This window comes from Acinetobacter sp. CIP 64.2 (assembly GCF_000369645.1).
Lineage (GTDB): Bacteria > Pseudomonadota > Gammaproteobacteria > Pseudomonadales > Moraxellaceae > Acinetobacter.
In genome coordinates, this window is the sequence record NZ_KB850122.1 from 1,824,188 (window position 1) to 1,839,012 (window position 14,825).

General features: G+C 40.5%; 11 protein-coding genes. 4 read left to right on the plus strand and 7 right to left on the minus strand.

All coding sequences use genetic code 11. From position 1 onward, the window contains the following. The 4 genes from F895_RS02625 to F895_RS02610 form a co-directional block, all read right to left on the minus strand. On the minus strand, nt 1-1,126 hold a 1,126-nt coding region (locus F895_RS02625; RefSeq protein WP_005243753.1), incomplete at its 3' end, for a BapA/Bap/LapF family prefix-like domain-containing protein. 447 nt (nt 1,127-1,573) lie between these two features. Beyond that, entirely contained in the window at nt 1,574-3,073 is a 1,500-nt protein-coding gene (locus F895_RS02620; protein ID WP_005243755.1) for a cation:proton antiporter, read from the minus strand. Nucleotides 3,074-3,355: 282 nt separating this feature from the next. Continuing rightward, nucleotides 3,356-4,249: a KPN_02809 family neutral zinc metallopeptidase gene (locus F895_RS02615; RefSeq protein ID WP_005243757.1), complete on the minus strand. Its 894-nt coding sequence runs from the start codon at nt 4,247-4,249 to the stop codon at nt 3,356-3,358. Nucleotides 4,250-4,286: 37 nt separating this feature from the next. Further along, a complete protein-coding gene (locus F895_RS02610) occupies nt 4,287-5,210 on the minus strand; it encodes a DUF808 domain-containing protein (protein ID WP_005243759.1) in 924 nt (307 codons plus the stop codon). A gap of 165 nt (nt 5,211-5,375) precedes the next feature. On the opposite strand from F895_RS02610, the gene trpS reads away from it, so the two are divergent. The 4 genes from trpS to F895_RS02590 all read left to right on the plus strand — a co-directional run bounded on the left by trpS (nt 5,376) and on the right by F895_RS02590 (nt 11,043). Further along, nucleotides 5,376-6,389 (plus strand): tryptophan--tRNA ligase, encoded by a 1,014-nt coding sequence (gene trpS, locus F895_RS02605; protein WP_005243761.1) that lies wholly within the window; start codon nt 5,376-5,378, stop codon nt 6,387-6,389. 417 nt (nt 6,390-6,806) lie between these two features. Next, complete coding sequence (locus tag F895_RS02600) at nt 6,807-7,451, plus strand: YqiJ family protein (RefSeq protein ID WP_005243770.1); 645 nt, start codon at nt 6,807-6,809, stop codon at nt 7,449-7,451. Between the two features lie 35 nt (nt 7,452-7,486). Beyond that, nucleotides 7,487-9,202 (plus strand): flotillin family protein, encoded by a 1,716-nt coding sequence (locus tag F895_RS02595; RefSeq protein WP_005243772.1) that lies wholly within the window; start codon nt 7,487-7,489, stop codon nt 9,200-9,202. A 200-nt stretch (nt 9,203-9,402) separates the two neighbouring features. Then, on the plus strand, nt 9,403-11,043 hold the full coding sequence (locus F895_RS02590; protein WP_005243775.1) for an alkaline phosphatase D family protein: 1,641 nt from the start codon (nt 9,403-9,405) through the stop codon (nt 11,041-11,043). A gap of 98 nt (nt 11,044-11,141) precedes the next feature. Here the strand turns inward: F895_RS02590 and sucD are convergent, their stop codons facing one another. From sucD to lpdA, 3 genes are all read right to left on the minus strand, one after another. Next, nucleotides 11,142-12,032, minus strand: a complete 891-nt coding sequence (gene sucD, locus F895_RS02585) for a succinate--CoA ligase subunit alpha (RefSeq protein WP_003655479.1) — start codon at nt 12,030-12,032, stop codon at nt 11,142-11,144. 12 nt (nt 12,033-12,044) lie between these two features. Further along, a complete protein-coding gene (gene sucC / locus F895_RS02580) occupies nt 12,045-13,211 on the minus strand; it encodes an ADP-forming succinate--CoA ligase subunit beta (RefSeq protein ID WP_005243777.1) in 1,167 nt (388 codons plus the stop codon). 136 nt (nt 13,212-13,347) lie between these two features. Beyond that, complete coding sequence (lpdA, locus tag F895_RS02575; protein WP_004652192.1) at nt 13,348-14,781, minus strand: dihydrolipoyl dehydrogenase; 1,434 nt, start codon at nt 14,779-14,781, stop codon at nt 13,348-13,350. Nucleotides 14,782-14,825: the final 44 nt, after the last annotated feature.

Genomic DNA, 14,825 nt, shown 5'->3' on the forward strand with positions numbered 1-14,825 from the left:
CTGCCGGATCTGTTGCAATCGCAGTAACTGTACCGCCATTTGGTAAATTACCTGGGTTCGGCACAGTCCACACACCTGTACCTGGATCTGCTGTGACGGTTGTGGTACTGCCATCAGGGAAGGTCACTTTCACCGTTGAGCCTGGTTCTGCTGTGCCCGTCACTGGATCAACACCATTGATCGGATTTAAGACTGGTGCATTCGGTGCAGTCACATCTACGCTGTAGGCATGGGTAGTTGTAACCGTACTGCTATTACCTGCTGCATCTGTAAATTTAACATTGGCATCAATGATTTTATCTGCATCTGCGACCAAGCCACTACCTGGAACACTGACACTCCAGGTGCCATTCGCTGCATTCACCGTAGCGGTATAACTTACTCCATTAACAACAACAGTTACTACTGTAGTCGCTGCATCAGCAGGTACACCGGTTAATGTTCCTGTCAAGGTAACATTGCCTGTAGATTCTGCTGCATTCAGCACGTTGTCCGCAGTCACTGCGTTGATGTTAAATTTTACACCATCTGTATTAGGCGGCGTGCTATCTATACTATTGCCTCTGCCACCTCCATCACCCCCACCACTTGCCGCTGCAGCAATCCCACCAATAGCAAGAACAGGTAATGCCCATAACCATGGACTAAAACCACTCGCCGCAGCACCGCCTGCATAAAGTAAAGGGTCCACAGCCTGAATTGGCTGTAATGCTGCTGCTTCAACAGGTGCTGCAGCTGCTGCTGGTACAACAGCAGGCGTTTCTTCTAAATAAACAGCCCCTTCATGATCATCATCAGAATCGGCATCCGCATCCGCATCTGCATCTGCGTCTGCATCACTTTCCGCATCTTTAAAATGTGCCCATACTAATTGATTATCTTCACCTTGAAGCACCAAACTATTATCTGCTACTTCACCATTATTGAAGAAATCCTTAATAATAATTGTTTCGCCATTTTTTAATACTACAACCGCATTTACACCATCTCTCTTAACAACTGAAATATCATTTGCAGAGACCTTAATTAATACAACTGAAGGTTCAGAAGGCAATGTGGCTGTTTTTCCCGTTATATTTACAAGGGTTTGGTGACTTTCCTTGGAAATAATTTGTATTTGAGACATGGTTATATTCCTCATTATAAATTATAAATATTTAATCAATTCTTAATTACATTATTAACTTAAGTTTAAATTATTGTTTCTAAGTGATAGAGTTCACAGCACCACTTTAATGCAAACAAAATAAATGTTAAATAGCGCACAAAACAAAAATATAAAAACACATTGAAATACTTTTTAAACAACGAAACAAGATAATGATTTAAAAGGATAAAAAAAATAAAAAACGATTTATTATATTTTTTAATTTACATTTTTAAACAAATGAAAATAAAGAAAGATAAATTCCCAAAAGGCATTTAAACAAAACTTAATAAAATTTTAAATTAATTTTAAAAGAAAAATTACAACAAAAATAACACTCAAATAAAATTAAACAATATTATTAATTTTAAAAAAGAAAAAAGCCTTTATTTTATAAAGGCTTTTTTAAAAGTTTAAAATATAAGGTTAAAAATTATCAGGATTTTCCAATCGTTTTACCTCTTCTCTCTTATTCGGATGATGCATTGTTGCAACACCATCTTCTGTCTTCTGATCCAATAAAATCTCTGGATTATAAATCGTGATAGTTTCTCTACCTAAAGCATCTTCACCTACAATGTATTTAAAGCCACGGCGGTTCATCTTATTGCACATACGCTGATACCAACCTTTCAAACCGTCTTTTTGTTCACTTGGATTATAGTAAAATGCATTCATCACAGCTGGCAGGCCAAGACCACAGACTACCCCCGACAGCAATACGCTAATAAAGGTATAACCAATCAAGATGCTACTATATTGGCTTAATTCAGGAATATTCGCGACAGCAAGAATCAGCGCCAGTGAAATCCCGCCACGAACTCCCCCCCAAGATAAAATTGCTAAACTGCCGTTATAGCTTTTTTTGCGGAATGATGGAAACAGGGCAAAAGCGGCAAAATTTGCAGCAAACCGAGATAGGTGCAGAATAATAAAAGCAATGATCCCACCAATAATCAGGTTCGCACTCAAATCAAGAATAAACAACTCCAAGCCAATCAAGGTGAATAAGAATGAATTAATGATCCCCTCAACCGTATGCCAAAAGTGATTGACCTCACGGATTTCGCGCTGTTCACGAATTTCTTGCCATTTATTTCCAACGATAAGTCCGCCAATAACACAAGCAATAGGGGCAGAGGCATGTGCAAATAAAGCCACGAGATATGATCCACTGGCAAGTAAGGCAGTGGTTAAAATCAGAGATTCCATCTCATGTTTACCACGGAGTAAACGTAAGATCGCGAAACCAAATGCAAAACCGATAATTACAGCAACAAAGATTTCATATAATAATGTTTCAACTGTTGCCAATAGTGAAAAATGCTCACCTTGTAAAACTTTTAATAACGTCATAAATAAGGCAATACACATTGCATCATTAAATAATGATTCTCCTTCCAGTTTTACAATAAGATGATGAGGTGCCCGAATAGAACTCAATACCCCTTTAACGCCGATTGGATCCGTTGCCCCCAATGCCGCACCTAATAATAGCAACACACCGATGGGTACGGGATAGCCAACCAGCCATTGGAATAAATATAGCAATCCTGCATAAAATCCTGCACATAGAACTAATGCAATCGTAGCTAAGATACTAATTGGCTTCCAATGATTTCTTAAGTCTGAAATTTTAAACTTCAAGGCAGAAGAGGTTAGAATAAAGCAAATGACACCATTAATAAGAAAATCATAAAAATCAATATTTCTTACAGCTGCTTCAATATTCTGAATATTAATGGTAATAAATTGATTACCATTAAGTAGGCTTGCACCCCACTGTAAAATAAAGACAAAAATAGCGGAAACAATGGGAACACCAATAGCTTGAGGAAAACCCAAGATCCTTTTATTAAAAATTGTAGTGGCAATGGATAAAGCAAAAATCACAGTTAATGCTTGTAAAAGAAAATAATTACCCATACAACCTCTTTATTTATTTCGTTTTTAACACAAAGACTTTATTTAAACTTTATAATCCCGATCAACTATAAAATCTAAAAGCGTTTTTTTGCAATTGAATAGAAAATGAAGGCCTATGCTGCAGTTTAAACATCTCATATTTTATTTTTTATTCAAAAATGATTTAGATGCAATAATAAACCAATCATCCTCAACTCAGCATAGACCTTGTTATTCTACGTTAATTATTCTTGTGATTCGTATATCTTCCGTATAAAAATCAAGGACAAATATCCATCAATCCTATTTAAAGGTATTACATTGATTGATATCTCCTGATTTCAAACCTGTTTGAAACCACTGCATTCGTTGTTCACTAGTACCGTGGGTAAAACTATCAGGAACGACCTGCCCTGTTGCACGACGTTGCAAATAATCATCTCCAATCTTCTCTGCTGCATCCATCGCTTCCTCAATGTCTCCCTGCTCTAAAAACTGGGTTCGTTTTTGGTTTTGATGTGCCCAAATTCCGGCAAAACAATCCGCTTGTAGCTCTAGCCGAACAGAAAGTTGATTACCTTGGGCTTGATTCACCTGCGCACGTGCCTGTTGCACTTGTGTAGAAATACCCAATAAGTTCTGGATATGATGTCCCACTTCATGGGCAATCACATAGGCCTGCGCGAAATCTCCAGCCTGATCTTGACGAGAAAGCTCAGTTTGATTCTTCTCACCAGAAATCCCCATTTGCTGACGCATATCTTTAAAAAAAGAAGTATCGATATAAACTTTTTGGTCCGCAGGACAATAGAAAGGCCCCATAGCAGATTGAGCTGTACCACAACCTGATCGAACCACACCACTAAACAGTACCAGCCGAGGCGGTTTATAAGTCATTCCAAGCTGTTTAAAAACAGGTGTCCAGGTATCTTCTGTATCTGCCAACACCGTGCCAACAAAATCACTGGCCTCTTTCTGCTCAGCAGTCAAGTTTTGTGGTGCACTGCCTTGCTGAGAAGATTGTGCATTGGTGACCGCCTGTGTAGCTTGATAGGCTTGTTGAGGATCGACCCCAAAAAACTTCCAGGCGACAAAAGCCACCACCAGACCAATAATACTAATCCCACCTGCTTTTGCACCGCCACCCCCGCGACGGTCTTCAACATTGGTACTGACTCGACGATCTCTCCAACGCATAGCTACCTCATATAATGCTGATGATGACAATCTAGGTTTAAGCGGATGCCTTCGGCCAAGCTTTCTGAAACAGATTAATAATCATCAAAACCACGATACCTGCAACTAAGCCAACACCCAAATTAATCAACATTGGTGTTACTGCACCAATAATTGAACCAATACTCGGGATTAACTCTAAATGATCAACCGTTTCTTCAGTAAAGTGATGTAATAAAGGTATGGTATGACTAATAATGCCTCCACCCACTAAAAACATTGCAACCGTTCCGACAATAGACAATATTTTCATTAAAATTGGAGCAAACGCCAGTAAACCTTGACCTATTTTATTTTTGAATTCAGAAGCTTGTTGGGTTAAATATAAACCTAAATCGTCAATTTTCACAATCATTGCAACCAGACCATACACCCCGATCGTCATTATGATTGCAATAATACTTAACACTGTCACTTTAGTCATAAATGCAGCTGTTGCAACCGTACCTAACGAAATCACCACAATTTCAGCCGAAAGAATAAAGTCTGTGCGAATTGCGCCCTTTACTTTTTCTTTTTCAAATTTGGCGAGATCCACCTCGATTTCCTGCAAATTTTGGCTTGCCTCTTCACTGGTGTTTGCCTTTTTATGTAGCAACATATGAATGACTTTCTCAGCACCTTCATAACATAGAAACAATCCACCAATCATTAACAATGGATTAATCAACCAAGGCGCAACCACACTAATTAGTAGGGCCAATGGAACTAGGATCAGTTTATTTACAAATGAACCTTTGGCGACGCTCCAGACTACAGGCAACTCCCGATCAGCACGGACACCACTCACCTGTTGAGCATTCAGTGCCAGATCATCGCCCAGTACCCCAGCCGTCTTCTTTGCTGCCATTTTACTCATCAGCGCTACATCATCTAATATTGTTGCAATATCATCTAATAATAGTAATAAACCACTCGCCATTTTTATTCCTTCGCTTTGTATTTATACGGCTATTGTAGAATTACATGGTGAAAGCACAATACGATTTTTAGAAAAAGTTAAAATAATCGCTGACGAAAAAAATTTATTTCTCGTACAATAATATCAATCTTATATCTATGAAATAACTGAATCTTGGAACATAGCATGAGTAATATTGATCAACGTCCTATCATTTTGACAGGCGACCGTCCAACCGGACAACTTCATCTGGGACACTTTGTCGGTTCATTACGCTCTCGTGTAGGTCTACAAGACAGTCATCACCAACATCTGTTATTGGCTGATGCACAAGCAATGACAGACAATGCTGATAATCCAGATAAAGTGCGCAACAATATTCTTCAAGTAGCGCTCGACTATCTTGCTGTTGGGATTGATCCAACTAAAACCACCATTTGTGTGCAATCATGCTTACCTGCACTGAATGAATTGACCATGCTTTACCTCAACTATGTGACGGTGGCTCGCTTAGAACGTAACCCAACCATTAAATCTGAAATTCAAATGCGTGGTTTTGAACGTGATATCCCTGCTGGCTTCTTATGCTACCCAATTGCACAAGCCGCAGACATTACTGCATTTAAAGCCACTGTCGTACCTGTTGGGGAAGATCAAATTCCAATGATCGAGCAAACCAACGAAGTCGTACGTCGTGTCAATCGTCAAATTGGCCATGATCTCCTCCCAGAATGTAAAGCCCTATTATCAAATATGGCACGTTTACCTGGTTTTGACGGTAAAGCCAAAATGTCGAAATCTTTGGGTAATACCATTGTGCTGAATGCTTCGGATAAAGACATTAAAAAAGCAGTCAATGCAATGTATACCGATCCAAACCATTTACGTATTGAAGACCCAGGTCAGGTTGAAGGCAATATCGTATTTACTTATCTCGATGCCTTCGATCCAAACAAAGAAGAAGTGGAAGAGTTAAAAGCACATTATCGTCGTGGCGGTCTAGGTGATGGTACCGTGAAAAAACGCTTAGAAGGCGTACTTAAAGAATTAATCACGCCTATTCGTGAACGTCGTGCGGAATTAGAAAAAGATCCTGATTACATCATGGATATTCTAAAACATGGTACCGACAAATGTCGTGATATTACTCAACAAACACTGGATGAAGTAAAAGCTGGATTAGGTTTGTTCAAATTTTAATTTACGTTACTTTTCTCATAAAAAGCCCATAATTGGGCTTTTTTTATTTTAACTCTTTGATTTAAGTTTAATTTTGGAACTCTACAAAAACCGCAAAACTAACAATTTTCGTCACTTATTAACATCAATTAACAGTAGTTAACATGAATACCTATGAACTTAGTCAGGTTTTTTAATAGTATGACCCTGTAGGTTAGCTAACACTAATCTCATGACATTTCTCCTTTCAACCGAAACTGTTTTAAACAGATTCGTTGTTCAACGCAATGACAACCCCAATCATTGCGTTTTTTTTCGTCTATAAGAAAATGAATGATTTAGATTGAAATTTAGACAAAATCTCTTTACTCTTATAACTGTTTTATTTTTATAAAAAAAATTTGTTAAATCGCTCTAAAAGAAATAAGAGTAATCGTGATGATCCTGGATCTCTTGACACATCCTTCTAATCTCGTTTTTAGCATTGCTTTGATGCTATGCCTATTTATCGGTATTCTTGAATTTATACTGCTATTATTTGGCGGGAGTTCCAGCTTTATAGAACAGTTCTTACCTGATAGTCTGACCGATGTTGATCATGCACATGTTTCCTTAGAACAACCTGAAAATGTACTGACCCAACTTCTGGAATGGCTTTATCTAGGCAAAGTTCCCTTATTAATCTGGTTAATTATCTTTTTAACCCTTTATGCACTGACAGGTTTAATTATTCAGGATCTTTTTTTCCAGTTCACTGAACAATATCTATCTGCCTGGATCATTGCACCCGCTTGCCTGGTCCTGTGTATGCCACTGGTCCGTTATAGCGCTGCGCTGATTGCCAAAATTATTCCAAAAGATGAAACCACAGCAATCCGAAGCGATGATTTAATTGGTAGAACAGCACATATCATTCTCGGGGAGGCAAAACCAAACTTCCCTGCACAAGCCAAAGTGAAAGATCAATTTGGCCAGACCCATTACGTCTTGGTTGAGCCTGAATTTGATCTAGTTTTTCATCCAGGCCAGGACGTTATTTTAACGCAAAGAACCAAAATTGGATTCCAAGCGATTGCAGCTTAATTTTATATCAATTACTACTACATGAGGGTGTTTACATGTTGAGTTCAGCATTGACTGAAATTTTAATTATTGCTGGTGTTATTTTTGCAGCACTTATTTTTATTGGCTTCATCATCGCACGTTTATATACCCGTTCGAGCAAGGAAGTCTCTTTTGTCCGTACAGGTTTTGGCGGTGAAAAGGTCATTTTAAATGGCGGTGCAATTGTTCTCCCCGTATTGCATGAAATTATTCCAGTCAATATGAATACTTTACGTCTGGAAGTGAAACGTGCTGCAGACCAAGCTTTGATTACCCGTGATCGCATGCGTGTTGACGTCATGGCTGAGTTCTATGTTCGCGTTAAACCAATTGCCGAATCAATTGCAACCGCAGCCCAAACCTTGGGACGTAAAACCATGTCTCCACCCGAATTAAAAGATTTGGTTGAAGGTAAATTTGTCGACTCTCTCCGTGCCGTTGCGGCTGAAATGGCGATGGAAGAGCTACATGAAAAACGCGTCGACTTTGTTCAGAAAGTTCAACAAGTCGTGTCAGAGGATTTATCGAAGAACGGTTTAGAATTAGAAACGGTTTCTTTAACGGGTCTAGACCAAACCAGCTTTAAATTCTTTAATCCACAAAATGCCTTCGATGCCGAGGGTTTAACCAAACTGACCGAAACCATTGAAGATCGTCGTAAAAAGCGCAATGACATTGAACAGGATGCAGATTTGGCAATCCGCGCCAAGAACTTGGAAGCAGAACGTGCCCGTTTAGGGATTTCTCGCGAAGAGGAATATGCCAAACTAGAACAAGAGCGTGAAATCTCGATTCGTAAAGCGGAACAACTCGCTGAAATTGCCTCACAAGAAGCAGGCAAAAAACGTGAAGCAGAAGAAGCACGTATTGCGGCAGAACGTGAAGTCGAAATTAAACGTATCGCCTCTGCTCGTGATGTAGAAAACGAAAATATTCAAAAAGCGCAGTTAATTCAGAAAGCCCAGGTTGAGCAGAAGAAAACCATTGAACTGGCAGAACAAGATCGTGCCATTGCGATTGCTGAAAAATCTCGTGCTGAATCTGAGGCAAAAGCACATGCCGACAAAGCCCGTGCTGAAGCTGTGAAGGCAGAAGAAGAAGTGGTAACCGTCCGCGAAACACAACGCGCTGAGCGTCAAAAAGCAGTTGAACTGGTTGCTGCAAAGCAAACAGCGGAGAAAGAAGCGATTGCAATTACGGTTGCTGCTGATGCAGGTAAAAAAGCTGCTGCCGATGAAGCTGAAGCTGTGCGTATTGCAGCAGAAGCGGAAGCTGAAAAGATTCGTTTAAAAGCCAAAGGTGAAGCAGATGCAAAAATCTTATTTGCTCAAGCTTTAGAAAAACAATATCAAGTCGATGCTGAGGGTACCCGTGCAGTCAATGAAGCATCGAATGTACTTTCGGCCGAACAGGTTGAAATGCAAGTCCGTTTGGCCTTGTTAAAGCATTTACCAGAGATCATTCGTGAAAGCGTCAAACCAATGGAAAATATTGATGACATCAAGATTTTACAAGTCAATGGTTTAAATGGCTTTGCAGGTGGTTCTGCCGTTTCAGCTGAAAATACCGAACATGGCACAACGGCTTCATTATCCGATCAGGTTGTGAATAGTGCCTTACGCTACCGCTCACAAGCGCCATTGATTGATAGCTTAATGAATGAATTAGGCTTACAAGGTGGCGATATCAATGGTTTGACTCAAGGGTTAAAACCTAAAAGTGAAATCTAAGGTGTAGATTCAAAATCTTAGGGCTAAAGTACTTTAAATCATTTGAAAAATCGGTTGCCTTGCAGCCGATTTTTCATTTTTATAAAGCCAATCTGCACTTACGCTTTTATTCAAAAATTCACATGATGCTGTCATCATTCATTCACTTCGGCTTCTCATACTGCAAAATCTCCACCTCAGTAAATAAATGAGATGTCAATATGTCGCAGTTTATCCAAAGCCGTCGTCGTTTCTTGATTAATAGTGGGAAATTAGCGGTCGGCGTTGCATCCTTCTCAACACTGGCTGCCTGCGGCCTAAGTGACAACAAAGCTCCGGCAATTATTCTTCCAGAACATGCCAGACCTAAACTGCCTTCTGGGATTCAAATCGGTGATGTCCGCAATGGCAATGCAACCATTTGGGCACAAGCGGATCGAGCTGCGAAACTACGTGTAGAATATGACTTTACTGACCGTTTTAAACAACCTAAAGTTATATCAGGTCCAGTAGTAACCGCAGCCAGTGACTATACAGGACGAGTGAACCTGACAGGCTTGCCCAATGATCAGCATATTTTTTTGCGGGTTAGCTTTGAAGATGCGACCCAAAACAATGCCATCAGTGAACTCTATACCGGTAGCTTCCGCACAATGACAACAGGTACCTCCCCCATTCGTTTTGTGTGGGGTGGCGATGTTGCGGGACAAGGTTGGGGCATTAATCCCGATATTGGAGGTATGAGAATCTGGGAGACGATGCGCCTACGTCAGCCAGACTTTTTTATTCATAGTGGCGACACCATTTACGCGGATGGCCCAATTCAAAGTAGCGTGACTTTACAAGCAGGACAATCCTTAAAGCCAGATGAGCAACGCATCTGGAAAAATATTGTCACAGAAGAAGTTAGTAAAGTCGCCGAAAGCCTGAAAGAATTCCGTAGTCGCTATCGTTATAATTTTATGGATGAAAACTTACGCAGATTCGCTGCTGAAGTCCCCCAAATTTGGCAATGGGATGACCATGAAATTACCAATAACTGGTCTTCAACGAAAGACCTCAGCAAAAATAATGCTTATACCGAAAAAGACATTCATACGCTGAGTTCTCGCGGTAAACAGGCGTTTTTAGAATACTCTCCTATGTCTTGGACAAGCGAGGCGCTCAGCGATCAACGCATTTACCGTAAAATCAGTTATGGCCCATTACTCGATGTGTTTGTACTGGATATGCGCTCGTATCGTGGAGGCAATAATACAAATTTGCAGACGACTTTAAATGCAGACTCCGCATTTCTAGGTGAAACACAAGTCAACTGGCTGGTAAATGAATTATCAAATTCAAAAGCCGTATGGAAAGTAATTGCAGCGGATATGCCCATCGGCTTAAATGTGCAAGATAATTTTGGCGTCGCTGACGGTATTGCTAAAACCTGGGAGGCAATTGCCAATGGCAACAATGGAGCGCCTCTTGGTCGTGAACTGGAAATTGCAGGCTTACTCCGTCGTATTAAAGCAGTAAAAAATATAGTCTGGCTGACTGCAGATGTTCATTATTGCGCCGCACATTATTATGATAATACTCAAGCTCAATTTACTGATTTTTCGCCCTTCTGGGAATTTGTCGCAGGACCACTAAATGCGGGTACTTTTGGCCCCAATGAAATGGATGCGACGTTTGGTGGGCAAGTGATCTTTGAAAAAACCCCACCTGCGGATAAAGCGAATCTCTCGCCTTTGGATGGTTACCAGTTCTTCGGTGAAGTGAATATTGATCCTCAAAGTAAAGCATTGAAAGTCGAGTTTTTTAATCTGGATGGTATTTCTCAATATACCCAAGAATTAACAGCTATGTTGGGTTAAAAAAAAAAGTACTGTAAAACAAAATTGAATAACCCTACAACTCAATAAAAAACCCCAATGTTTCCATTGGGGTTTTTTAAAGATTAAAATCTAACGTATTACGCTAAACCTTTCTCTTTTAAAACTTGCAACATAGTAGAACCAAGCTCAGCTGGGCTACGTGTGTAAGCCATTCCCGCACGTTCAAATGCAGCAAATTTCTCTTCAGCAGTACCTTGACCACCAGAAATGATCGCACCAGCGTGACCCATACGCTTGCCTTTAGGCGCAGTTACACCAGCGATGTAACCCACTACAGGCTTAGTCACGTTTGATTTGATGAATTCAGCAGCTTCTTCTTCCGCTGTACCACCGATCTCACCGATCATGATGATTGCATCAGTATCTGGATCGTCTTGGAACAATTGAAGTGCTTCAATCTGGTTCATACCTGGGATTGGGTCACCACCGATACCGATACAAGTAGACTGACCTAAACCAAGCTTAGTTGTTTGAGCAACAGCTTCATAAGTCAATGTACCTGAACGTGAGATGATACCAATACGACCTGGTTGGTGGATGTGACCAGGCATAATACCGATCTTACATTCACCTGGAGTGATCACGCCTGGGCAGTTAGGACCAACTAAACGAGTACCGTTACCGTTAGTTTCTAAGTAGCGTTTAGCTTTAAGCATGTCGATTGTTGGAACACCTTCAGTGATCACAACGATTAGGCCAACACCTGAATCAACCGCTTCAACGATTGAGTCTAAAACGAATGGAGCTGGTACATAGATAACAGATGCGTCTGCATTTGTTTCACGTACTGCTTCTTTCATTGTGTTGAATACTGGTAAGTCAAGGTGAGTTGTACCACCTTTACCTGGAGTAACACCACCGACAACTTTTGTACCGTAGTCTAAAGCTTGTGCAGAGTGGAAAGTACCGTTTTTACCAGTAAAACCTTGTACCAATACTTTAGTGTCTTTATTAATTAATACGCTCATGATTGATACTCCTTACGCTTTAACTGCAGCTACAACTTTTTCTGCGGCATCAGATAAACCGTTCGCAGAAATTAATTTCAAACCTGATTCATCAAGTAATTTAGCACCTAACTCAGCGTTGTTACCTTCTAAACGAACAACAACTGGTACAGTTACGTTTACTTCTTGAACCGCTGCAATAATTGCTTCAGCAATCATGTCACAACGTACGATACCACCGAAGATGTTGATTAAAACACCTTGTACAGACGTATCAGCAAGGATGATTTTGAACGCTTCGATTACGCGCTCTTTCGTAGCACCGCCACCAACGTCAAGGAAGTTTGCAGGCTGACCACCATAAAGTTTGATGATGTCCATCGTTGCCATTGCAAGACCAGCACCATTCACCATACAACCGATGTTACCTTCTAAAGCAACATAGTTAAGATCAAATTCAGATGCTTTTAATTCACGCTCATTTTCTTGAGATTTGTCACGTAAAGCAGCAACTTTAGGTAAACGGTAAAGCGCGTTAGAGTCAATACCTACTTTCGCATCTACACATAAAATATCGCCATTTTCACGAACTGAAAGTGGGTTAATTTCAAATAATGCAAAGTCATTTTCAACAAATGCTTGGTAAGCAGCAGCCATAATTTTTACAAATTGACCTACTTGCTTGTCTTTCAAACCTAAAGCAAACGCAACTTCACGTGCTTGGAATGGTTGTAAGCCAACTAAAGGATCAACTTCAACTTTGATAATTTTTTCAGGCGTTTCTTCCGCAACTTTCTCGATTTCTACACCACCTTCGGTAGAAGCCATGAAAGTAATACGACGGCTAGAACGGTCTACAACCGCGCCTAAGTAAAGCTCACGCTCAACTGGGTAAACATCTTCAGCAACGATGATGCTGTTTACTGGCTGACCATTTGCATCTGTTTGATACGTTACAAGACGAGTACCAATGATGTTGTTAGCAAATTCAATGACATCTTCTTTAGATTTTGCAACTTTAACGCCGCCAGCCTTACCACGGCCACCAGCATGAACTTGCGCTTTCATTACTGCGAATTTACCACCAAGCTGTTCAAATGCAGCAACTGCTTCGTCTGCATTTGTTGCCAAGATACCTTCTTGTACTGGCATGCCATATTCTTTCAATAATGCTTTAGCTTGATACTCATGTAAGTTCATTTAGTTACCTACTATGTTGTTTGTGTGATACAGCCCAGATCTTCTTAAAATCAGACTGCTACATATTGAATAAATGATTGCCTGAACCAGACAATCATCATCATTCAAAAAAGTGTGGCGAACCACACTTTATGTCTTATTTACGCTTGCGTTGAATCGCGTGGATTGCACGACCGTCAACAGAAAGCGCCGCTTCATGTACAACTTCAGAGAAAGTTGGGTGACCGAAAGTCATCAATTGCAAGTCTTCAACAGAAGAAACGAATTCAAGCGCGATCATACCTTGGTGTACGATGTCAGATGCATTAGGACCCACAACGTGCATACCTAAAAGACGATCTGTTTTCGCATCAGCAACGAACTTCACAAAACCAGCAGTATCACCAGCAGCTAATGCACGACCATTCACCGCAAACGGGAATTGACCAGCTTTAACTTCATGACCTTTTTCAGCGGCTTGTTCTTCAGTTAAACCAACCCAAGCTGCTTCTGGATGCGTGTAGATAACGCTGATGATGGTGTCGTAGTTCACTTGAGCAGCGTGACCGTGAATACGCTCAACTGCCATTACGCCCTCTTCCATTGCTTTATGTGCAAGCATTGGACCGCGTACCAAGTCACCAATCGCATAAACACCTTCAACAGATGTTTGACACTGATCATTGACATCAACCAAACCACGTTCAGTTAATTTAATGCCAGAATCTTCTGCCAATAAACCCTCTGCATATGCTTTACGGCCTACACAAACGATTAACTTGTCAAAAACTTGTTCTTTGTCTTCGCCAGCTTGGTTATATTTAACCGTTACTTCGCGACCATTGGTTTCAGCACCAGAAACTTTTGCACCGATACGGATATCTAAACCTTGTTTTTTCAAGATTTTTTGATATTCCTTCGCCAATGCTTTGTCTGCCATTGGTAAGAAAGCATCTAATGCTTCAAACACAACAACTTCTGAACCAAGACGACGCCATACTGAACCAAGCTCTAGACCGATAACACCTGCACCGATCACACCAAGACGCTTAGGAACTTCTGGGAATTTTAATGCGCCAGTAGAGTCAACAATCAAGTCTTCATCAACAGGAGCGACTGGAATATTTACAGGTACAGAACCAGTTGCAAGGATCACGTACTTCGGTTCTAAAACCTGTACATCACCTTCAAATGGTGTGAATTCTACTTTTTTACCTGCAAGTAATTTACCCGTACCTTGTAACCACTCGATACCATTACCTTTTAGTAATTGAGCGACACCGCCGGTCAATTGATCTACAACTTTGTCTTTACGTGCCAACAAAGTGTCTAAATCAAATTTAACTTCGCCCGTGGTGATGCCGTGTTCAGCAAGCTCGTGAACTGTAGCTTCATAACGGTGAGAAGAGTCAAGCAATGCTTTAGAAGGGATACAACCCACGTTTAAACAGGTACCACCTAAAGATGGCTTACCGTTGTGAATACGTTTTTCGATACAAGCGACTTTGAAACCAAGTTGAGCTGCACGAATTGCCGCTTCATAACCACCAGGTCCACCGCCAATGACAACAAGATCAAACTGTTGAGACATCTTTATCTCCAATGAATCTCCCCTATCTTCTTTTATCAGAGAAG

Excerpts from the sequence above, each read along its gene's own strand:
- F895_RS02620 (WP_005243755.1), bottom strand. The coding sequence starts at position 3,073 with ATGGGTAATTATTTTCTTTTACAAGCATTAACTGTGATTTTTGCTTTA.
- F895_RS02615 (WP_005243757.1), bottom strand. The coding sequence starts at position 4,249 with ATGCGTTGGAGAGATCGTCGAGTCAGTACCAATGTTGAAGACCGTCGC.
- F895_RS02610 (WP_005243759.1), bottom strand. The coding sequence starts at position 5,210 with ATGGCGAGTGGTTTATTACTATTATTAGATGATATTGCAACAATATTA.
- trpS (WP_005243761.1), top strand. The coding sequence starts at position 5,376 with ATGAGTAATATTGATCAACGTCCTATCATTTTGACAGGCGACCGTCCA.
- F895_RS02600 (WP_005243770.1), top strand. The coding sequence starts at position 6,807 with ATGATCCTGGATCTCTTGACACATCCTTCTAATCTCGTTTTTAGCATT.
- F895_RS02595 (WP_005243772.1), top strand. The coding sequence starts at position 7,487 with ATGTTGAGTTCAGCATTGACTGAAATTTTAATTATTGCTGGTGTTATT.
- F895_RS02590 (WP_005243775.1), top strand. The coding sequence starts at position 9,403 with ATGTCGCAGTTTATCCAAAGCCGTCGTCGTTTCTTGATTAATAGTGGG.
- sucD (WP_003655479.1), bottom strand. The coding sequence starts at position 12,032 with ATGAGCGTATTAATTAATAAAGACACTAAAGTATTGGTACAAGGTTTT.
- sucC (WP_005243777.1), bottom strand. The coding sequence starts at position 13,211 with ATGAACTTACATGAGTATCAAGCTAAAGCATTATTGAAAGAATATGGC.
- lpdA (WP_004652192.1), bottom strand. The coding sequence starts at position 14,781 with ATGTCTCAACAGTTTGATCTTGTTGTCATTGGCGGTGGACCTGGTGGT.